Origin of the sequence: Acidovorax sp., from assembly GCF_046294525.1 — a bacterium.
GTDB lineage: Bacteria > Pseudomonadota > Gammaproteobacteria > Burkholderiales > Burkholderiaceae_C > Acidovorax.
The window spans coordinates 1-20,309 of sequence record NZ_JBKBKQ010000010.1 but is presented as its reverse complement, the minus strand read 5'-3'; the positions used below and the strand labels follow the sequence as shown (position 1 = coordinate 20,309).

18 protein-coding genes are annotated in these 20,309 nt (G+C 66.5%); 13 read left to right on the top strand and 5 right to left on the bottom strand.

What is annotated here, in order from left to right:
- Positions 1-227: 227 nt before the first annotated feature.
- From ACK4HJ_RS11235 to ACK4HJ_RS11225, 3 genes are all read right to left on the bottom strand, one after another.
- Positions 228-1,544, bottom strand: coding sequence for a mechanosensitive ion channel family protein (locus tag ACK4HJ_RS11235; RefSeq protein WP_409831523.1), 1,317 nt, complete (start codon positions 1,542-1,544; stop codon positions 228-230).
- Positions 1,545-1,588: 44 nt separating this feature from the next.
- Entirely contained in the window at positions 1,589-2,380 is a 792-nt protein-coding gene (locus ACK4HJ_RS11230; protein WP_409831220.1) for an enoyl-CoA hydratase, read from the bottom strand.
- A 164-nt stretch (positions 2,381-2,544) separates the two neighbouring features.
- Complete coding sequence (locus tag ACK4HJ_RS11225; protein ID WP_409831217.1) at positions 2,545-3,450, bottom strand: histone deacetylase family protein; 906 nt, start codon at positions 3,448-3,450, stop codon at positions 2,545-2,547.
- 103 nt (positions 3,451-3,553) lie between these two features.
- On the opposite strand from ACK4HJ_RS11225, the gene ACK4HJ_RS11220 reads away from it, so the two are divergent.
- The 6 genes from ACK4HJ_RS11220 to ACK4HJ_RS11195 all read left to right on the top strand — a co-directional run bounded on the left by ACK4HJ_RS11220 (position 3,554) and on the right by ACK4HJ_RS11195 (position 10,729).
- A complete protein-coding gene (locus tag ACK4HJ_RS11220) occupies positions 3,554-4,474 on the top strand; it encodes an AAA family ATPase (RefSeq protein ID WP_409831215.1) in 921 nt (306 codons plus the stop codon).
- 12 nt (positions 4,475-4,486) lie between these two features.
- Positions 4,487-5,548, top strand: a complete 1,062-nt coding sequence (locus tag ACK4HJ_RS11215) for a DUF58 domain-containing protein (RefSeq protein WP_409831213.1) — start codon at positions 4,487-4,489, stop codon at positions 5,546-5,548.
- 130 nt (positions 5,549-5,678) lie between these two features.
- Positions 5,679-7,712: a DUF3488 and DUF4129 domain-containing transglutaminase family protein gene (locus tag ACK4HJ_RS11210; protein ID WP_409831210.1), complete on the top strand. Its 2,034-nt coding sequence runs from the start codon at positions 5,679-5,681 to the stop codon at positions 7,710-7,712.
- 10 nt (positions 7,713-7,722) lie between these two features.
- On the top strand, positions 7,723-8,850 hold the full coding sequence (gene mltB / locus ACK4HJ_RS11205; protein WP_409831207.1) for a lytic murein transglycosylase B: 1,128 nt from the start codon (positions 7,723-7,725) through the stop codon (positions 8,848-8,850).
- A 122-nt stretch (positions 8,851-8,972) separates the two neighbouring features.
- Entirely contained in the window at positions 8,973-9,962 is a 990-nt protein-coding gene (locus ACK4HJ_RS11200; RefSeq protein ID WP_409831204.1) for an ABC transporter ATP-binding protein, read from the top strand.
- Positions 9,959-10,729, top strand: a complete 771-nt coding sequence (locus tag ACK4HJ_RS11195) for an ABC transporter permease (protein WP_409831201.1) — start codon at positions 9,959-9,961, stop codon at positions 10,727-10,729. The genes ACK4HJ_RS11200 and ACK4HJ_RS11195 overlap by 4 nt, the downstream gene beginning before the upstream one ends.
- A gap of 34 nt (positions 10,730-10,763) precedes the next feature.
- Here ACK4HJ_RS11195 and ACK4HJ_RS11190 read toward each other — a convergent pair whose 3' ends face one another.
- Entirely contained in the window at positions 10,764-12,110 is a 1,347-nt protein-coding gene (locus ACK4HJ_RS11190) for a branched-chain amino acid ABC transporter substrate-binding protein (protein WP_409831520.1), read from the bottom strand.
- A gap of 110 nt (positions 12,111-12,220) precedes the next feature.
- Here ACK4HJ_RS11190 and ACK4HJ_RS11185 point away from each other — a divergent pair, with 110 nt between their 5' ends.
- Positions 12,221-12,607, top strand: coding sequence for an Hsp20/alpha crystallin family protein (locus tag ACK4HJ_RS11185; RefSeq protein ID WP_409831199.1), 387 nt, complete (start codon positions 12,221-12,223; stop codon positions 12,605-12,607).
- A 129-nt stretch (positions 12,608-12,736) separates the two neighbouring features.
- Here the strand turns inward: ACK4HJ_RS11185 and ACK4HJ_RS11180 are convergent, their stop codons facing one another.
- The gene (locus ACK4HJ_RS11180) at positions 12,737-13,705 is read right to left on the bottom strand and encodes a helix-turn-helix domain-containing protein (protein WP_409831197.1); all 969 of its coding nucleotides are present in this window, start codon (positions 13,703-13,705) and stop codon (positions 12,737-12,739) included.
- A 222-nt stretch (positions 13,706-13,927) separates the two neighbouring features.
- On the opposite strand from ACK4HJ_RS11180, the gene ACK4HJ_RS11175 reads away from it, so the two are divergent.
- The 6 genes from ACK4HJ_RS11175 to ACK4HJ_RS11150 all read left to right on the top strand — a co-directional run bounded on the left by ACK4HJ_RS11175 (position 13,928) and on the right by ACK4HJ_RS11150 (position 19,950).
- Positions 13,928-15,136 (top strand): amino acid ABC transporter substrate-binding protein, encoded by a 1,209-nt coding sequence (locus ACK4HJ_RS11175; protein WP_409831194.1) that lies wholly within the window; start codon positions 13,928-13,930, stop codon positions 15,134-15,136.
- A gap of 19 nt (positions 15,137-15,155) precedes the next feature.
- On the top strand, positions 15,156-16,034 hold the full coding sequence (locus ACK4HJ_RS11170; protein ID WP_409831192.1) for a branched-chain amino acid ABC transporter permease: 879 nt from the start codon (positions 15,156-15,158) through the stop codon (positions 16,032-16,034).
- Complete coding sequence (locus ACK4HJ_RS11165; protein WP_409831189.1) at positions 16,031-16,963, top strand: branched-chain amino acid ABC transporter permease; 933 nt, start codon at positions 16,031-16,033, stop codon at positions 16,961-16,963. Before ACK4HJ_RS11170 ends, ACK4HJ_RS11165 begins: the two co-directional genes overlap by 4 nt.
- Positions 16,956-17,717, top strand: coding sequence for an ABC transporter ATP-binding protein (locus ACK4HJ_RS11160; protein WP_409831186.1), 762 nt, complete (start codon positions 16,956-16,958; stop codon positions 17,715-17,717). Before ACK4HJ_RS11165 ends, ACK4HJ_RS11160 begins: the two co-directional genes overlap by 8 nt.
- Complete coding sequence (locus ACK4HJ_RS11155) at positions 17,714-18,424, top strand: ABC transporter ATP-binding protein (RefSeq protein WP_409831183.1); 711 nt, start codon at positions 17,714-17,716, stop codon at positions 18,422-18,424. The genes ACK4HJ_RS11160 and ACK4HJ_RS11155 overlap by 4 nt, the downstream gene beginning before the upstream one ends.
- A gap of 74 nt (positions 18,425-18,498) precedes the next feature.
- Positions 18,499-19,950: an aldehyde dehydrogenase gene (locus ACK4HJ_RS11150; RefSeq protein WP_409831181.1), complete on the top strand. Its 1,452-nt coding sequence runs from the start codon at positions 18,499-18,501 to the stop codon at positions 19,948-19,950.
- Positions 19,951-20,309: the final 359 nt, after the last annotated feature.

Here is a 20,309-nt window from a genome sequence, read left to right as displayed (position 1 = left end):
AGTTGGTTGAATTGACGTTTACGTAAACTAGAACATTCTATGCCGCACTGCAGCGAACACTGCCGCAGCGTGAACGCTGGAGGGCCATCTCAAAAAAGCACGACCGTTCTTTTTCGGAATTATAGGGCAGCACGGCCCCGCTCTGTCTAGAGAGCCCTGTCACATTGGCGCGTGCTCCGCAGCAGGCGCGGCCTACCAACCATCCCTGCCGATCCTTTCGCTGCCGCTCAGCTGGCGGGGGCAGCGCTGTCGCCCGCCGGGTCAGAGGCTCGGGGCCGGGCCAGGGGCGAGTCGTGTGTGTGCACGTGCATCACCCGTTGCGGGTAGGGAATCTCGATCTGATGGCGGCGCAGGGCGTCGAGGATGGCGCGGTTGATGGCCGATCGCAGGCCCAGCGAGCCGTTCTCGGGGTCCGCAATCCAGAATCCCAGGGTGAACTCCAGACCGTCCGCACCAAATGCCGACAGCGCCGCGCTGGGGGCAGGTTCGCGCAGCACGCGGGGGCTGGCCAGAGCGGCTTCGGTCAACAGGCGGCTGACCAGGTCCACGTCGCTGTCGTAAGCCACACTGACCACGGTGGACAGCCATACGCGCGGGTCCGACAGCGAGAGGTTCTCCACCCGCTGCGTGATGAGAGACTCGTTGGGCACAATGGACTCCCGCCCAGAGGGCGAGCGGATGACGGTATAGCGCGCGTTGATCTGCGTGATGCGGCCCTCGAACACGTCAAGCTTGACGTTGTCGCCAATGCGCATACTGCGCTCGGCCAGGATGACAAAGCCGCTGACATAGTTGGCCGCCAGTTTCTGCAGCCCAAAACCGATTCCCACCCCCACCGCGCCGCCCAGCACTGACAAGGCCGTGAGGTCGATACCCACGGCGGACAGCGCCGCTATGAGGCCCACAAACACCAGCAATGCGCGCAGTGCGTTGCTCACCGCCTTGCGCAGCGACAGCTCGTCGCCCGTTGCAGACCGCAGCAGACGCGACTCGATGGCGGCGGAGACCCACAGGGCCAGCAGCAGCACCGCGCCGGCGGTCAGCGCGCCTTCGATGAGCGTACGCACCGACAGCGTGGACGCACCCACCTTCCAGGTGATGCGGTCCAACTCTTCCAGAACCCGCGGCAGCAGGCCGGTGACCCACAGCACCATGGCGAGCCACGCCAGCCACGAGATGGTGCGCTCGATGGGCCGCACCCAGGCCGAATCGGGGAACGCCACCTGCAGGACTTTCGCGCCAATGCGGATCACCACCAGCGACATGAGCACCGGAATCACCACCTTGAACGCAGCGAGTGGAATCCACGCCAACAGCAGCGTTCGGGCCAGGTAGCCCAGCCCCAGCAGGACCAGAGGGAACAGCGCGCCATCCACCCCACGCGTACCGAACAGGATAGAGCGCGCATCGACATGACCCGACCCCCGGCGCAGCGCCGTCACCGTGCCCCAGGCCAGCAGCACACAGACCACCAGCGCCGCCAGCTCGACCAGCACCGTGGCCTGCACAAAGGCCTGCAGCCAGGCGCTCACGTCGTCCAGCATGGGCGTGGCGTTGGTGTTGCTAACGTTGTTGTTCGGCCCGGCCATCATTTGTTCTTCCACGCAGGGGCGCGCTTTTCGGCGAACGCGCGGGCGCCTTCCTGCGCAGCCTCGTCCATCATGTTGGTGGCCATGGCCTGGCCTGCCAACTGGTAGGCGGCGTCCATGCCCAGCTCGCGCTGCTGGTAGACCAGGGCCTTGCCCATGGCCACGGCCACACGGGGCTTTTGCAGGATGGACGCGACCAGCTTTTCGACCTCGGCATCCAGCGCGTCGCCCGGCACCACGCGGTTCACCAGCCCTTGCGCCAGCGCGGTGGGGGCATCAATGAAATCACCGGTGAGCAGCATCTCCATCGCCCGCTTCGCCGGCACATTGCGCACCAGCGGCACGCTGGGCGTGGCGCAGAACAGCCCGTAGTGGATGCCGCTGGTGGCAAAGCTGGCCGTGTCCGCCGCCACCGCCAGGTCGCACTGCGCCACCAGCTGGCACCCCGCCGCCGTGGCCATGCCCTGCACGCGCGCGATCACCGGCACCGGCAGCTTGTGAATGGCCAGCATCATGCGGCTGCAATGCGCAAACAGCTTCTGGTAATACGCCAGCTCCGGGTGCGCTGCCATGTCCTTGAGATTGTGCCCCGCGCAAAACGCCTTACCCGCCGCCGCCAACACCACCACACGCACCGATTCGTCGCGCGCCACCTCGTCAAGCGCCTGCTGCAGCGCGGACAGCACTTCGGTGCCGAGTGCGTTGAAGCGCGTGGGGTCGTTCAATGTGAGTGTGACCACGCCGCGCGCGTCGCGGATAACCTGCAGAAGGGAATCACTGGAAGTTGTCATGTATATCTCTCATGTGTCTGAAGGGAGCGAACCGCCGAAACTGGCGCGATCCCCATCACGGCCGCCGCGCAAGGGCCGCCCCGCCGCGCTGCCGGCGTCCTCCTTCCCGAAGGGCATAGCCCTTCGAGAGAAGGGGGAAGCGGCGAAGCCGCTCAGGGGGATGCTCACAAGTCCGCCAGAACCCGCAGATGCGCCTCCACACTGCGCGACAGCGGCCCCATCACGTAGCCGCCCTCCAGGCACGACACGATGCGCCCCTTGGCGTAGCGGCGCGCCACATCCTTCACGCGCTGGGTGATCCACGCGTAGTCCTGTTCGGTCAAGCCCAGCTGGCCCATGTCGTCCTCGCGGTGGCCGTCAAAACCGGCGCTCACAAAGATCATCTCGGGCTTGAAAGCCTCCAGCCGAGGCATCCACATCATCTCGATGATCTCGCGGATATCCATGCCACGGGTATAAGCTGCAACCGGCACGTTGACCATGTTCGGGGCCGGGTTCTGGTCGCCGCTGTAGGGGTAGAACGGGTGCTGGAAGATGCTGACCATGAGCGCGCGCTCGTCCCCAGCCAGGATGTCCTCAGTCCCGTTGCCGTGGTGCACGTCAAAGTCCACCACAGCCACCCGCTGCAGCTTGTAGCGCTGCAGCGCGTACTTGGCAGCCACGGCCACATTGTTGAAGAAACAAAAGCCCATGGCCTTGTCGCGGCAGGCGTGGTGCCCCGGCGGGCGCACGCTGCAGAACGCGTTTTCGATCTCGCCGGCCATGACGGCGTCGGTGGCGGCCAGTGCGGCGCCCGCGGCACGCAGCGAGGCGTTCCAGGTATGGGCATTGATGGAGGTGTCGGTGTCGATCTGCGCGTAGCTGGGGCCGCCGGCCAGCATCTCCTCGTTGAGCCGGTCCGACATGCCGCGCAGCGCGGCGATGTGCATGCGGCCGTGGGCCAGCTCGATGTCGGCAAGAGACGCCTCGGGGGCTTCATAGCGCTCCAGTGCGTCGGCCACGCCGGTAATCAGCAGGCGGTCTTCAATGGCGTCCAGGCGTTCGGGGCATTCGGGGTGCCCGGGCCCCATCTCGTGTCTCCAACAATCCCGATGGGTGAAATAGCCCGTCTTGCTCACAGTCAATCCCCGTAACTTTGAACCTGCCCGCGATTTTTTCGGATAACGTCGCGCCATGAACGCACAGCACAAGATCAAATCGCTCCTGGATCAGCTTAACACGGTGATCGTAGGCAAACAGGCCCAGGTTCAGGACTGCGTGGCCTGCCTCCTGGCGGGGGGGCACCTGCTCATCGAAGACGTGCCGGGCGTGGGCAAGACCACGCTGGCGCACGCGCTGTCACGCACCTTCGGCCTGCAGTTCTCGCGCGTGCAGTTCACAGCCGATCTGATGCCCAGCGACCTGACCGGGGTGTCGGTGTACGAACGCGGCAAGGAAGCCTTCGTGTTCCACCCCGGCCCGGTGTTTGCCCAGGTGCTGCTGGCCGACGAGATCAACCGAGCCAGCCCCAAGACGCAGAGCGCGCTGCTCGAAGCGATGGAAGAAAAGCAGGTATCGGTGGAAGGTGAAACCCGCGCCCTGCCCCACCCCTTCTTCGTGATCGCCACCCAGAACCCGCACGACCAGCTGGGCACGTTTGCGCTGCCCGAGTCGCAGCTCGACCGCTTCCTGATGCGCATCTCCATCGGCTACCCCGACCGCGCGGCCGAGCGCGTGCTGCTGGCTGGCGCCGACCGCCGCGACATGGTGGACTCTATGCTGCCGCTGCTGTCGGGCGACGAGCTGGAAGAACTGCAGCGCCAAGTGCTGGCCGTGCACACCGCCGACCCGCTGCTCAACTACGTGCAGGACCTGATCGCCGCCACGCGCTCGGGCCGCTGGTTTCTGCAAGGACTGTCGCCACGCGCTGGCATTGCGCTGGTGCGCGCAGCCAAGGCGCAGGCCCTCATCAGTGGGCGCGACTATGTGGCGCCCGACGACGTGCAGGCTGTGCTGCCGCAGACCATTGCCCACCGCCTGGTGCCCGTGGGCGATGCCGGGCGAGGCGCGGTGGAGCAGGTGCGCGCCATGGTGGACGCCGTGCCCCTGCCTTGAGGCAGTTGCGCCATGGCCTTCGCCTCTTCCAACGGCTCCTCCAGCGCTTCGTCCAGCGGCACGTCCAGCGCCCTTTCCCGCGCTGCCGCTGCAGTCAACCCGCTGGCCCCGCTGCGCCAACGGTTCCAGCGCTGGTGGCAGGCACGCCTGCCGCTCAGCGACACGCTGGTGCTGACGCAGCGCAACGTCTACATCCTGCCCACCGGCTCGGGCTGGATGCTGGCGCTCACGCTCATCGTGCTGCTGGTGGCCTCCATCAACTACCAGCTCAACCTGGGGTACCTACTGACCTTCTTGCTGGCGGGCAGCGTGGTCGTGGGCATGCACATCTGCCACGCCAATCTGCGCGGACTGACCCTGCACCTCAAGGCCCCTGACCCGCATTTCATGGGCACCAGCACCGCGTTTGAGGTGCAACTGTCGAGCGAGCGCAAGACGCCGCGCTACGGCATCGGCCTGGCGGTTCACGCACCGGGCAAGGTGGCCCACCACTGGGCCTGGACGGACGTGCCCGCCCAGGGCCAGTGCCGCGTGCAGGTGGCCTTTCGCCCCGAGCGCCGTGGCCTGCACCGCGTGCCCACGCTCACGGCCGAGACGCGCTTTCCGCTGGGCACCTTCCGGGTGTGGACCTACTGGCGCCCGGCCGCGCAGGTGCTGGTCTACCCCGCGCCCGAAACGCCCGCGCCCCCGCTGCCGCCGGGCGAGCCCCGCGCCTCGGGCACGGGCGCGGCGCAGTCCCAGGGCATTGGCGAATTCGACGGCGTGCGCGCCTACCGGCGGGGCGATCCGCTCAAGCTGGTGGTGTGGAAGAAGGCGGCCAAGTCGCTGGCCACAGGCACGGACGATTTGGTGAGCCGCGACGCGCAGCAGGCGCAGCGCCACGAACTGTGGCTGGACCCAGCCCGCGCCGCGCTGCCGGACCACGAGGCCCGCGTCTCGCGCCTTACAGCCTGGGTGCTGCAGGCCGACCGGCTGGGGCTGGACTACGGCCTCCGGCTGCCCGGCATCGAGATCGCCCCGGATAGCGGCGCGGCCCATCGCATGCGCTGCCTGGAGGCTCTGGCGCTGTGCTGACCATGTCCAAATTTTGCATAAAAATGGCCTCCAGCGCTTATCCATCAAGCGCTAGCAGCTATGTAAACCATAGCAATCGCAGCAACGCGCCTTGCGCAAGCGTGCCGTGCCCTCCGCCCCTCCTGCTGCCATGACCGTGCGCCAGACACTCGCCTCCCTGCCCCGCGATGCGCGGGACACCTTGTTTCTGCTGTTCGTCATCGCCTGGGTGGTGGCCCCGCAGGTCAGCAACCTGCCCGCCTGGGCCAGCCTGCTCACGGGCGCCGTGCTGCTGTGGCGCGGTCAGTTGGCCTGGTACAACAAGCCCCTGCCGGGGCGGTGGACCAAGCTGCTGCTGGTGGTGGTGGCGGTGGCGGGCACACTGTATTCGCACCGCACCATCCTGGGCCGCGATGCGGGGGTCACGCTCATTGTGATGCTGCTGGCGCTCAAGACCCTGGAGCTGCACGCCCGGCGCGATGCGCTGGTGGTGTTCTTCCTGGGCTTCTTCACCATGCTCAGCAACTTCTTCTTCTCGCAGTCGCTGGTCACCGCGGGCGCCATGCTGGTGGCGCTGCTGGGCCTGCTCACGGCACTGGTCAACGCCCACATGCCGGTGGGCCGCCCTCCACTGTCGCAGACCTTCCGCATCGCCGGGTCCATGGCCCTGCTGGGTGCGCCCATCATGGTGGCGCTGTTCATGCTGTTCCCGCGCATGGCACCGCTGTGGGGCATGCCCGGAGACAACCTCACCGGCCGCAGCGGGCTGTCGGGCACGATGAAGATCGGCGACATGGCCGAGATTGCGCTGGACGACCGCGTGGCCATCCGCCTCAAGTTTGAAGGCGACGAGCGCAGCATGCCGCCGCAGTCGGCGCTGTACTTCCGCGGGCCGGTAATGACAGGCTTTGACGGCCGCGAATGGCAGGCAGAGCCCTTCCGCGAAGACAGCGCCTGGGCCGCGCGCGTGGCCGTGCCGGCCAACCTGCAGGTCAGCGGCCCGGCCGTGCGCTACGAGGTCACGCTGGAGCCCCAGCGCCAGCCCTGGCTGATGGTGCTGGAGGCCACCCCCGATGCGCCGCAGCTCCCCAACATGCAGGCCTACATGACGCAGGACCTGCAGTGGATGACCACGCGCCCCATCACCGAGGTGCTGCGCTACCAGGCCGTGAGCTACCCCAGCTTCCGCCACGGGCCCGATGCCTCCAGCCGGCAGCTGCGCGTGCACACCGAGCTGCCCCCCGGCTTCAACCCCCGCACGCTGGAACTGGCTGCGCAGATGCGTGCCGACCCGGCCCTGGCCAACGCTGACGCGCAGCAACTGGTCAACGCCGTGCTGCAGCGCCTGCGCACGGGCGGCTACAACTATTCGCTGGACCCGGGCGTGTTTGGCGAACACACCGCCGACGAGTTCTGGTTTGACCGCAAGGAAGGGTTCTGCGAACACATCTCGTCGGCCTTCGTGGTGCTGATGCGCGCATTGGACGTGCCCTCGCGCATCGTCACCGGCTACCAGGGCGGCGAACGCAACCCCGTGGACGGCTACTGGACGGTGCGCAACGCCGACGCCCACGCCTGGGCCGAGGTGTGGATGGAAAACCGCGGCTGGGTGCGGGTGGACCCCACCGGCGCCGTATCGCCCGGCCGCATAGGCGCATTCCAACGGCTGCGCGCGCCGCAGGGTGCCTTTGCCAATGCCATGGGCACCATCAGCCCCGGACTGGTGCAAAACCTGCGCGCCGTGTGGGAGGCCGTCAACAACGGCTGGAACCAATGGGTGCTGAATTACACCCAGGCCCGCCAGCTGGACCTGCTCAAGGCCCTGGGTTTTGAATCGCCCAGCTGGCAGGACCTGACCACTGTGCTGGGCGTCCTCATCGTGCTCGCCGCCCTGGGCGGCGGTGCGTGGACGCTGTGGGAGCGCAGCCAGCACGACCCCTGGCTGCGCCTGATGGCCCGCACGCGCCAGCGCCTGGCCCAGGCGGGCCTGCCGCTGCCCGACACCCTGCCCCCCCGCGCGATGGCCGAACGGGTGCGGGCACAATTCGGCGCGAGCAGCCAGCCCGTGGCCGACTGGCTGCTGCGCCTCGAACAGCTGCGCTATGCGCCCCACCCCACCCAGGCACTGGGCGAGCTGCGCCGCGAATTCAGCGCCCTGCCCTGGCCGCAGCCCCCCAAGAATTGACCCCGGACCCATGCCGAAGACTGCCAGACCGACAACCGCCCCCACCGCCCGCCTCGCCACCGTTTTCGCCACCGCTATCGCATTGATAGCTGCCAGCACTCTACCAGTAAGCGCCAGCGGCCAAAAACACTCAAAGTCTGCAGCTGTCAGCAACACGGCTGCAGCATCCGCCAAGGCCCCGGTCCTGTACGCCACCCGCAGCGATGCGATGCAGTTTGCCGACGACTTGGCCGCGCGCCGCAACCTGGATCGCGAATGGGTGCGCCAGGCCATTGGCCAGGCGCGCTTTCTGCCCCAGGTGCCGCGCCTGATGCTGCCCCCACCCAAGGGCACGCCCAAGAACTGGCGCGCCTACCGTGCACGCTTCATCGACCCGGTGCGCATCCAGGCCGGCGTGCGCTTCTGGCAGGAGCACCGCGCCGCGCTGGAACGGGCAGAGCGCGAGTTTGGCGTGCCGGCCGAGATCATCGTCGGCATCATCGGCGTGGAGACGGTGTACGGACAACAGATGGGCAACTTCCGCGTAATGGATGCGCTGGCCACGCTGGCGTTTGACTTTCCCACTGGCCACCCGCGCGCGGCCGAGCGCACCGAGTTCTTCCGCCGCGAGCTGGAGCAGTTGCTGAGCCTCACCGACCGCAGCAACATCGACCCGTTTGCCCTGCGCGGCAGCTACGCAGGCGCCATGGGCCTGGGCCAGTTCATGCCGTCCAGCTGGGTACGGTACGCCATCGACTTCGACGGCGACGGCCGCATCGACCTGTTCAGAAGCCCTGTGGACGCCATCGGCTCAGTGGCCAACTACTTCATCGCCCATGGCTGGATCCCCGGCATGCCCACGCATTACGCCGTGCAATTCGACACGGCGCGGCTGCAGCTGGATGACCTTCTGGCACCCGACATCCTGCCCACCTTCAGCGCGCCCAGCCTTCAGGCCAAGGGCGCTGTGCTGGACGCGGCCGGCGCGAGGCACACCGGGTCGCTGGCGCTGGTGGAGCTGCAAAACGGCGCCGACGCGCCCAGCTACGTCGCTGGCACGGAGAACTTCTACGCCATCACGCGCTACAACTGGTCCAGCTACTACGCGATGGCGGTGATCGAGCTCGGCGCCGAAGTGGCCGCAGCCCGCGCGCGTTGACCGGGCACAAGGGGCGGCCTGGGGGATTGCCGGGGCCGCTCAGCGCGCATGCGTTAGTCAGTCCACAATGCGTCGCTTCGGCCGCGTGCGCGGCAGCCTTCCTGCCCCCTCACATTCAGCCCATGCCAGCAGCAGCATCCCCATTCCCCGCAACCTCCGACGACGCCATCGTCCGCGTGCGCGGCGTCAGCAAGACCTACGCCGGCGGCTTCCAGGCGCTCAAGAACATTGACCTCGACATCCGTCGCGGCGAAATCTTTGCGCTGCTCGGCCCCAACGGCGCGGGCAAGACCACTCTGATCAGTGTGATCTGCGGCATGAGCAACGCCACGGCAGGCACCATCACCGCCGACGGGCACGACACCGTGCGCGACTACCGGGCCGCCCGCGCCGCCATCGGCCTGGTGCCGCAGGAGCTGCACACCGACTCGTTCGAAACCGTGTGGGCCACAGTGAGCTTTAGCCGCGGCCTGTTCGGCAAGCCGCCCAACCCGGCGTACATCGAAAAAATCCTTAAAGACCTGTCGCTGTGGGACAAGAAGGACACCAAGATCCTGGCGCTCTCGGGCGGTATGAAGCGCCGCGTGCTGATCGCCAAGGCGCTGTCGCACGAACCCAAGATCCTGTTCCTGGACGAACCCAGCGCGGGCGTGGACGTGGAGCTGCGCCACGACATGTGGCGCCTGGTGCGCGCACTGCGCGACGCGGGCACCACCATCATCCTCACCACGCACTATCTGGAAGAGGCAGAGGACATGGCCGACCGCATCGGCGTGATCCGCAAGGGTGAGCTGATCGTGGTGGAAGACAAGCACGTGCTGATGCGCAAGCTGGGCAAGAAGCAACTGGCCATCACGCTGCAGCACGCGCTTCAGCAGGTGCCCGCCACGCTCGCCCGCTGGCCGCTGGCACTCAGCGAAGGCGGCACACAGCTCACCTACACTTTTGATTCGCAGCAGGAAGACACGGGCATTGCTGCCCTGCTGCGCGCCCTGCAGGAGCAGGGCATCGACTTCAAGGACCTGCACTCCAGCGAAAGCTCGCTCGAAGACATCTTCGTGAGCCTGGTGCACCAGAATCCCACCGACGAAACCAAGGCTGCCCGCTCATGACCGGACTCAACCTTCATGGCGTGCGCGCCATCTACCGCTTTGAAATGAACCGTGCGTTCCGAACCTGGATGCAAAGCCTGATCGCACCGGTGCTCACCACAGCGCTGTACTTCATCGTGTTTGGCTCGGCCATCGGATCGCGCATGGGCGACATCGGCGGCGTGAGCTACGGCGCCTACATCATCCCCGGCCTCCTCATGCTGTCGCTGCTGTCCGAGAGCATCTCCAACTCGGCCTTCGGGATCTACATGCCCAAGTGGTCGGGCACGATCTACGAACTGCTGAGCGCGCCGGTGAACTGGGTGGAGGCGCTGCTGGGGTACGTGGGCGCGGCGGCCAGCAAGTCGCTCATGGTGTCGGTGCTCATCCTTGCCACCGCCCGCGTTTTCGTGCCGTACGAGGTAGCCCACCCTGTGTGGATGGTGGGCTTCCTGGTGCTCACGGCCATCACGTTCTGCCTGTTCGGCTTCATCATCGGCCTGTGGGCTGACAGCTTTCAGAAGCTGCAGGTCATCCCGCTGCTGATCATTACCCCGCTCACCTTTCTGGGCGGGGCGTTCTACAGCATCAGCATGCTGCCGCCGCTGTGGCAGACCGTGTCGCTGTTCAACCCCGTGGTCTATCTCATCAACGGCCTGCGGTGGGCGTTCTATGGCCAGGCGGACGTGCACATCGGCGTGAGCACGGCCATGACGCTGGTGTTCCTCACGCTGTGCCTGGTGGTGGTGTGGTGGGTGTTCAAGACGGGGCACCGCATCCGGCGCTGAGTGAACCCGCAGGCGCGGCCCTCCGCGCCACGCCTCAGAAACGCTGCATCTGGCAGCTGTGCGGCTGCTGAGCCTTGGCCGCTGGGATTTGCCGCACCACGCGGAAACCGTAGCCCGACCCTTCCACGTCGAACTTCACGCCCGGCGCGCCCTTTTTGTCCATCACGCCGACCACCAGCGCTTGCTGAAACTGGTGATCGGCCGCGCGCATGCTGCCGCCCTGGCCCGACAGCTGCACCTGCGCGTTTTCCAGCTGCCGCGCCACGGCCACGGCATCGGTGCTGCCCGCACGCTCGATGGACTGGGCCAGCGCCTCCACCATAAGCTGCATGCGCATGTGCACGTAGTCGTCCTGCGGCTTGGGAAAACGCGTGCGGAAGGATTGGTAGAACGCCTCGCTCTGCGCACCGGGCACGTTGGGCAGCCAGTCGGCCACCGCCACCACTTTGCCGATGCCCGCGTCGCCCATGGCGGCCGGCGCGCCCAGCGCGTTGCCGTAAAAGGTATAGAAGCTGCCGTCATAGCCCACTTCGCGCGCTGCCTTCACCAGCAGGGTCAAGTCATTGCCCCAGTTGCCCGTGACCACCGCCTGCGCGCCGCTGGCCTTGATCTTGACGGCATACGGCGCAAAGTCCTTCACACGGCCCACGGGGTGCAGCTCGTCGCCCACCACGGCCACGTCCGGCCGCTGCGCGGCTAGCTGCTTTCTCGCTTCGCGGAGCACGGCCTGGCCAAAGCTGTAGTCCTGGCCGATGAGGTACACGCTCTTGAGGGATTTGTCCTCGCGCATCACCTCCATGAGCGCCGCCATGCGCATGTCGGCGTGCGCGTCAAAGCGGAAGTGCCAGAAGCTGCACTTCTCATTGGTGAGGATGGGGTCCACCGCCGAGTAGTTGAGAAAGATCACGCGCCGGCCCGGGTCGCGCTCGTTGTGCTTGTTGATCGCCTCGATCAACACTGCGGCCGTCGCCGACGAGTTGCCTTGCAGGATGACCTGGGCGCCATCGTCGATGGCCGCGCGCAAGGCTGACAGCGCCTCTTCGTTCTGGCCCTTACTGTCATAGCGCTCCAGCGCCAACAGGCGCGGCCCGCCGGCTGCTGGTGGCAGTTGCACGCCACCCCGTGCATTCACGCGCTCCATGGCCCAGTAGATGTTGCGGTACACGGCCTCGCCCGTGTTGGCAAAAGCGCCCGAGAGGCTTTCGATGAGCGCCACTTTCACGGGCCGCGCCTGGGGCACAGGCGCCGCTGCCGGGGCTGCCTGGGCGCGCGCCGTGGAAGGCACTAAAAGCGCTGCTGCTGAAGCTGCAGCCGCCACGGCCACAGCTGCCGCAGACAAAACGGATAGACGTAAAGCCGCTGCGCCTGTTTTCAAGCCCATCGCCTGCAATTTATTCATGCCTTTTTTCCCTTGAAATGCGGCGTGGCCGCACGCACCTCTCTGCCATGCGGCGACCACGTCGAGAGCCGCGCAGTGTATAGGAGCCACCCATGATTTTCGCCCCCGTGATCCGCCGCGCCGCCTTCACCCCCGCCCCCCGTTCGGCCGATCTCGCCCTGCAACGTTTCCTGATGGGCACCCTCGCTGAGCCCACCGCGCGCTCGGCGGGCTGCACCGTCACCCAGGATGAAAAAGCCACCACACTGCAGCTGGATGTGCCGGGCCTGTCCCGAGATCAGTTGCAGATCAGCATCGAAGGCAACGTCGTGCGCCTGCAGAGCGTGGAAGGCGCGCCCCGCCAGGTGCAGCGCGCCTGGGAGCTGGCCGCCGACATCGACGCTGGCCAAAGCAGCGCCAAGCTGGAAAACGGCGTGCTGACGCTCACCCTGGCCAAGATGGAGCCTGTCAGCAAGGCCACCACTTTGTCGATCCAGTGATCCGTATGCCCTTCCAGCGGCTGGTAACAAAATAGCTTGCCGCACCCATCGAAAAGGCCTGCGCTTTCTGCTGCAGGCCTTTTGCTTTTGTCCCTCGCAACGCTCCCGCAGGCGTGTGCGTTTCTCCGTTCAGTGCGTGAGCAGTCCGACGCCGCGTATACGGTATTCGCTGGGGCTGCAGCCCATGTGCGCGCGAAAGGCGCGGCTGAAGTGGGCGCTGTTGCTGAAACCCCAGGACAGGGCAATGTCCGTGACGGAGCGCTGCACATGCGCGGGATGGCGCAAGTCGCGCAGGCAGGCCTCCAGGCGCCGGCGCTGAATCATGGCAGCCAAGGTTTCCTCGCCGTCGGCCAGCGCGTTGTACAGGTGTCGCCGGCTGCAGTTCAGCGCCTGCGCCATACGATCAATTGTCAGGTCGGGGTCGCCCAGGTGCCGGTCGATGTACTGCAGGATGCGGTCCTTCAGCGCCTCGCGCTGCGACGGCGCGCTGTGCTGGCCATTGCGCTCCAGCAGCGACAGTTGCACCAGGTGCGTGATCACGTCGGCCACGCCGTCCGCTGCGGCGTCGGACATGGTGGGCAGCTCGGCAAACGCGGCGCGCATGGTGTCCCACGCGAGGCGTGACACGCCCGACGTGCCGGAAAAGCGCTGCACCATCAGGTCGTCCAGCTTCAGCTTGCGTTCGGGCAATTGTTCCTTGGGGATCATCAACACCATCTGCCGCACCGCGTCGGGGTTGCTCACCGCATAGGCGCGCGTGGTGTCGTACACGCTCCACTCGCCCGGCGAAAGCCACACCTGGCGGCCATTCTGCTCAAAGCAGGCGCGGCCCTCCAGCTGCGCAACGATCTTGATGTAGGCCCGGTCGCTGCCCCGGATGAGGCTGGGGGTGCGCACCACGCGGTGACGGCTCACACTGAGTTGGCACAGATTCACATACCCAGCCTGGCCCGAGGTGATGTGGCCCGCAAAGGCCTCGTCGCCAAAGGCATCAGACTCCAGCCCGCCGATCAGGCGCCACACGGCGTCGCCCCACAGGTGCAGGCGGTCGCGCGCGGGCACGGTGTCGGTGGATACCTCGGTCAAAGCGTGGGCCATGGTGTCTCCAGTGCGGTGGTTGCGCGAGGCGAATGGTTATGCGGACGAATTATCTGCCGGGGCGCTAACCCGTGCCACCCAGGGAAATCCGGGAAAACCCGCTGAGCCTTGCACGCTGAGGCAAGCGTTTTGTGCACGCACAGCGCAGCGAGAACCACCGCGTCCTCCTACGATCAGGACAGAGCCCGCACCGCGTGGGCCACCCCTTTGAGGAGACATCCAATGACCCGACACCACCCCTCCAAGCGCCAGTGGATCAAAGGCGCAGCCGCCACCGTGGGCACCCTGGCCGTAGCGCCCCACCTATGGGCCCAGGGCAGCAGCGCCAGTCCCGTACGCATTGGCTATGCGATTGCGCGCACGGGCCCCTGGGCCGCAGGCGCACAAGTGAGCCAGGAGCCCAACTACCTGCTGTGGGCAGAGCAAGTCAACGCAGCGGGTGGCCTGAGCGTGAAGGGCACCAAGCGACCCATCGAACTCATCGGCTACGACGACCGCAGCGAAACCGAAACCTGTGTGCGCACTTACGAAAAGCTCATGGGCAGCGACAAGGTGGACCTGATCCTGCCGCCCTGGGGCTCAGGCGCCAACTTCGCCATCGCGCCGCTGGCCAACCGCTTCGGCTACCCGCTGCTCGCGCCCACGGCGCTGTCGCGCAAGCTGATCGACATGAACCTGCCTTACTTCTTTTCGCTGCTGCAGCAGCCCGACAAGATGATGGGCGCGCTGGTGGACATGCTGGTGGCCAACAACGTCAAGACCATTGCCATCGTCTACATGGACGACCTGTTTGGCCTGGAGAACTTCGCGGCGCTGAACAACGCGCTCAAGAAGACCAGCATCCAGGTGGTGGAGCGCAAGAGCTACCCGCTGGGCGTGAAGGACCTGGCGCCCGTGCTGCGCGGCATCAAGGACCAGAACCCCGACGCCTTCATCGGCATCACCTATCCGCCCGACACCATCCTGGCCAGCCGCCAGGCGCGCGAGGTGGGCCTGAACCCCAAGTTCTTCTACGCGTCGGTTGGCACGGCCTTCCAGCTCTACAAGAACGTGATGGCCGCCAACACCGAAGGCGTGATCGGCATGGGCTCGTGGAGCGTGAAGACCAGCCCCGAGGCCAAGGCGTACTTCGATGCCCACGTGAAGAAGTTCAACAAGGAGCCCGACCGCTGGGCCAGCGGCCACTCGTGGGCAGCGCTGCAGATCCTGCAGCAGGCGGTGGAAAAGGCGGGCCTGGACCGCAAGGCACTGCGCGATCACATCGCCAAGAACGAGTTCAGCACCATCCTGGGGGGCATCCGCTTTGCGGGCAGCGAGAACGCGTCCATCCCCGGCACGGTGAGCCAGTGGCAGGGCAGCGACTTCGAAGTCGTCTGGCCCAAGGACCGCGCCACAGCACAGCTCAACACCAGCAAGCCCGCCTGGAAATAAATCTTTCGGAACCTGCACTGTGTCTTTGACTTCCTGGGCCGAACTGGTCGCCAGTGGCCTCATTACCGGCGGCATCTACGCGCTGGTGGCCATGGGCCTGAATCTGCAATACGGGCTCATGCGCATCATGAACATCTCGCATGGCGAGTTCCTGATGCTCGGCGCCTTCCTGACATGGTGGGCGCATACGGCATGGGGCTGGTCGCCACTGCTGCTGATGCCGCTGGCTTTCATCGCATTGTTTGTGTTGGGCGTAGTGGTGCACGCGCTGTGCTTCAAGCGCCTGGCGGCGCGGGCGCCCAACGTGGACGTGTTCGAGGCGCGCAGCCTGATGGTGGGCTTTGGCCTGATGTTCCTGGTGCAGAACACCGCCCTGCTCATCTGGGGTGGCGACCTGCGCGGCTACGAATACCTGGCCGATCCGGTGCAGGTTGCAGGTATGCGCTTCACCGAGAAAAAGCTGGTGCTGTTTGGCGTGGCACTGGCGTTGTCGGCCGCGCTGATCGCACTGCTCAAGCTCACGCTGCTGGGCAAGGCCGTGCGGGCGCTGATGCAGTCGCCCCCGGGCGCGCAGCTGGTGGGCATCAACACGCGGCGGCTGCACCCGATGATGTTTGGCATTGGCCTGGGCCTCTCGGGCGTGGCGGGTGCGCTGCTCTCGATGACGTACGAGATTTCTCCGTCGATGGGCGAGCCCTACACCGTGACGGCACTGATCGTCATCACGCTGGGCGGCTTCGGCAGCCTGGCGGGCAGTCTGGCCGGTGGCCTGCTGCTGGGGGTGGTCGAGGCGCTGGGCATGCACTTCAGCAGCCCGTCTCTCAAGATGCTGCTGAGCTATGCAGTGTTCATCGGCGTGCTGATCTGGCGCCCCAACGGTTTGTTTAGCAAGAAATGAAACTCCTTCCTTCCAACAAGCCCTGGCTTGCGCTCGCAGTGGGCGTGGCCGTGGTCGGCACCCTGCCCTGGCTGGTGTCCGAGTTCGTGGCCTCGGTGCTGCTCAGCTGCCTGATGTACATCGCGCTGGCCACCAGCTGGTCGTTGTTCTGCGGTGCCACGCGCTACCTCTCGCTGGCTACCTCGGCCTTCTTTGGTATCGGCGCCTACACCAGCGCCACCCTGCTGGCAGTGTTGCCCTGGCCCCTGGTCATCCTGGCCGGCGCTCTGATCGCCACCGTGGTGGCCGTGGTGATGGGCGCCGCCGTGCTGCACCTGCGCGGCACCTACTTTGCTGTGCTGACCTTCGGCATGACCGAGCTGATCCGCCACGCGGTGACTTTTGTAGAAAAGCAGGTCTCCGGCACCGTGGGCCGCGTGCTCACGGTGGTGCCCAGCAACGAGACGGTGTACCTCACGGTGCTGCTGATCGCGGCGGGCGCCATTGCAACCGCCATTGCCATCCAGCGCAGCCGCTTTGGCCTCGCACTGGCAGGCATCGGCGCCGACGAGCAGCGCGCCCAGACGCTGGGCGTGGACACGCGCCTGGCCAAGATCGCGGGCTTTGGCATCACCGCCGCGTTTGCAGGCGCCGTGGGTGCAGCCATGGCCGTACGCTGGACGTACATCGAGCCCGCAGCGGTTTTCAGCCCCTTCATCGGCTTCCAGACCGTGCTGATCGCGCTGATTGGCGGTGCTACCAGCCTGGGCGGCCCCATCCTGGCGGCCATCGTATTCAGCCTGCTGGCCGAAACGCTGCGCCTGCAGCTGCCCTACGGCTACATGATGGTGCTGGGCCTGCTGCTGATTCTGTGCGTGATGTACTTGCCCAATGGCCTGGCCACGCTGTGGCAACGGCGCAAGCCTGCTGCGGAGGCGCACCATGGCTGACGCACTTTTGACCATTGACAGCGTGACCGTGCGCTTTGGCGGCCTGACTGCCGTGGATGGCGTGAGCGCTACGCTGCATGTGGGCGAGCTGATCGGCATCATCGGCCCGAATGGCGCGGGCAAGACCACGTTCTTCAACGCCATCTCGGGCGTGCAACCGCCCACCTCGGGCACGCTGGTGAGCGGCGCCGACGACCTGACGGGCAAGGGCCCGCACCACTACGCGGCCCACGGCATTGCGCGCACTTTCCAGACCCCACGCGTGTTCCCCGACATGACGGTGCGCGACAACGTGCGCTTTGGCATGCAGTTCGCAGGCCGCCACCGCCAGGGGCCCGAGGGCCTGCGCAGCGAGGGCGAGATCCTGGCCATGCTGGGCTTGGCCCACCTGGCCGACCGCCCGGCTGCGGACGTGACGCCTTCGCAGCAGCGCCTGCTGGAGATCGGCATGGCCCTGGGCACACGCCCGCGCCTGCTGCTGCTCGACGAGGTGGCCGCCGGACTGACCGAGGCCGAGGTGGACGCCATGGCCCAGCGCATCCGCCGCCTGCGCGACGACTGGGGGCTGACGGTGGTGTGGATCGAGCACGCAGTGACCACGCTGCTCAAGTACGTGGAGCGCGTGCTGGTGCTGCACCAGGGCCGCAAGATTGCCGACGGCACACCCGCCGAGGTGGTGCGCGACCCGCAGGTAATCGAGGCCTATCTGGGTGACGAGATGACCCACAACGCAGAACAAGGAGCCACGGCATGAGCGGCGCACACCTCACCGTGCAGAACCTGACCACGGGCTACCACGGCTTTCAGGTGCTGCAAGACCTGTCGCTGCAGGCCGCGCCCGGAATCACCGTCATCGTCGGCCCCAACGGTGCAGGCAAGACCACGCTGCTCAAGGCCCTGGCCGGGCTGCTGCCGCGCACGGGCACCGTGGCGCTGGACGGCAGCGACCTGCCTGCCATGAACGCCACCGCCTGCGTGCAGCGCGGCCTGGCCCTGGTGGCCGAGGGCCGCCAGCTGTTCCCGCAGATGACGGTGACCGAGAACCTGGAGCTGGGCGGCTGGCTGGTGCCATCACGGGTGCGGGCCGAGCGGTTGCATCAGGCGTTTGAAGACTTTCCCCGCCTCAAGGAACGCGCCACACAGCTAGCCGGCACCATGAGCGGCGGCGAGCAGCAGATGGTGGCCGTGGCCCGCGCCATGATGAGCGGCCCGCGCCTGCTGATGCTGGACGAGCCCTCGCTGGGCCTGGCGCCGCGTATGGTCGATGAGCTGCTGGCCATCGTGCAGCGCATCGCCGTGCAGGGCGTGACGGTGCTCATGGTCGAGCAGAACGTGCGCAAGGCGCTGCAGATCGCACAGCGCGGCTACGTGCTGGAGCGCGGGCGCATCGTGGCGTCGGGCAACGCATCCGACTTGCTGCAGTCCGATGTGGTGCGGCAGGCGTACCTCGGCGTTGCCTGAACTTTCTCTGCTTGTTCCTTTCCCTCTTTGTTCGTCCCTGATTTTTTTGTTTGTTGTAGCCAAGGAGACCCTACATGACCGCTATTTCCATGCTGATCAACGGTGAGCGCGTGCAAGCCACTGGCGGCGGCACCTTTGAGCGCCGCAATCCGCTGGACGGCTCCGTCGCCACCACCGCCCCTGCCGCCACCGTGGCCGACGCCAAAGCAGCCGCCGATGCCGCCGCCAAGGCTTTCCCGGCTTGGTCCGCCATGGGCCCCAATGCCCGCCGCGCCCTGCTGCTTAAGGCCGCGCACGCCCTGGAAGCCAAGACAGAAGCCTTTGCCAAGGCCATGGCGGCTGAAACCGGCGCATCTGGCATGTGGGCCGGCTTCAACGTGCACCTGGCGGCAGGCCTGCTGCAAGAAGCTGCCGCGCTGACCACACAGATCGCGGGCGAGGTGATCCCGTCCGACGTGCCCGGCAGCCTGGCCATGGGCGTGCGCCAAGCCGCGGGCGTGGTGCTGGGCATTGCGCCCTGGAACGCCCCCGTCATCCTCGGCGTGCGCGCCATTGCCACGCCACTGGCCTGCGGCAACACGGTGATCCTCAAGGGGTCAGAGCTGTGCCCGGCTACCCACGGCCTCATCATCGAAGCCATGCAGGAGGCGGGCCTGCCGACCGGCGTGGTGAACTTTGTAACCAACGCACCCGCCGATGCCGGAGCCGTGGTCGAAGCCATCGTCGCCCACCCGGCCGTGCGCCGCATCAACTTCACCGGTTCCACCAAGGTGGGCCGCATCATTGCGCAGACCTGCGCCAAATACCTCAAGCCAGTGGTGCTGGAGCTGGGCGGCAAGGCCCCGCTGCTGGTGCTGGATGACGCCGACATCGACGCCGCGGTGGCAGGCACGGTGTTTGGCGCGTTCGCCAATTCGGGCCAGATCTGCATGTCCACCGAACGCATCATCGTGGACAACGCCGTGGCCGATGAATTTGTGGCCAAGCTGAGCGAGCGTGCCAAGGCCCTGCCGCTGGGCGACCCGCGCAAGGGCCCGGTGGTGCTGGGCTCGGTGGTGGATATGAGCACCGTACAGCGTTGCAACGCGCTCATCGACGACGCACTGGCCAAGGGCGCCAAGCTGGTCTGCGGCGGCAAGAGCGACAGCACGCTGATGCGGGCCACCGTGCTGGACCATGTGACGGCCGAGATGGACATCTACCGCGAAGAGTCGTTTGGCCCAGTCAAGCCCGTGGTGCGCGTGAACGGCGTGGAAGAAGCCATTGCCTGCGCCAACGACAACGAGTTCGGTCTCTCGTCCGCCGTGTTCAGCCGCGACGTGGCGAAGGCCTGGAACGTGGCGGCGCGCATCGAGTCGGGCATTTGCCATGTGAATGGCCCCACCGTCCACGACGAAGGCCAGATGCCGTTTGGCGGCGTGAAGAGTTCTGGGTATGGACGGTTTGGGGGGATGGCGGGGGTGCGAGAGTTCACCGAGCTGCGCTGGGTGACGGTGCAGACGACGCCTCGGCACTATCCGTTCTGAAAATTTTGGTTAAAACAGGCGCTAGCGCTTACTGGATAACCGCTAGCAGCTATGGTTTTTGTAGTTTTTGACATCGCTGGCGTGTCAGGCTGAGGTTGTCGAAGCCTTGGGATCACACCGACCGTTCGGGTTGAGCCTGGTCGAAGCCGGGGCGCGATTTCCCAAGACCGTTCGGGCTGAGCCTGTCGAAGCCGGGGCGCTTGGGCTCGTTCGCTGATTTGGGCTGCGTGCCTTGCTGGAGGGCGGAGGCCGGGGTGTGCGCCCGGCGGCGCAGTAACTTTCTTTCGTCTCGCCGAAAGAAAGTCACCAAAGAAAGGGCGACCCTACACGCTGCGTCCCTTCGCTTCGCTGCGGGCAAC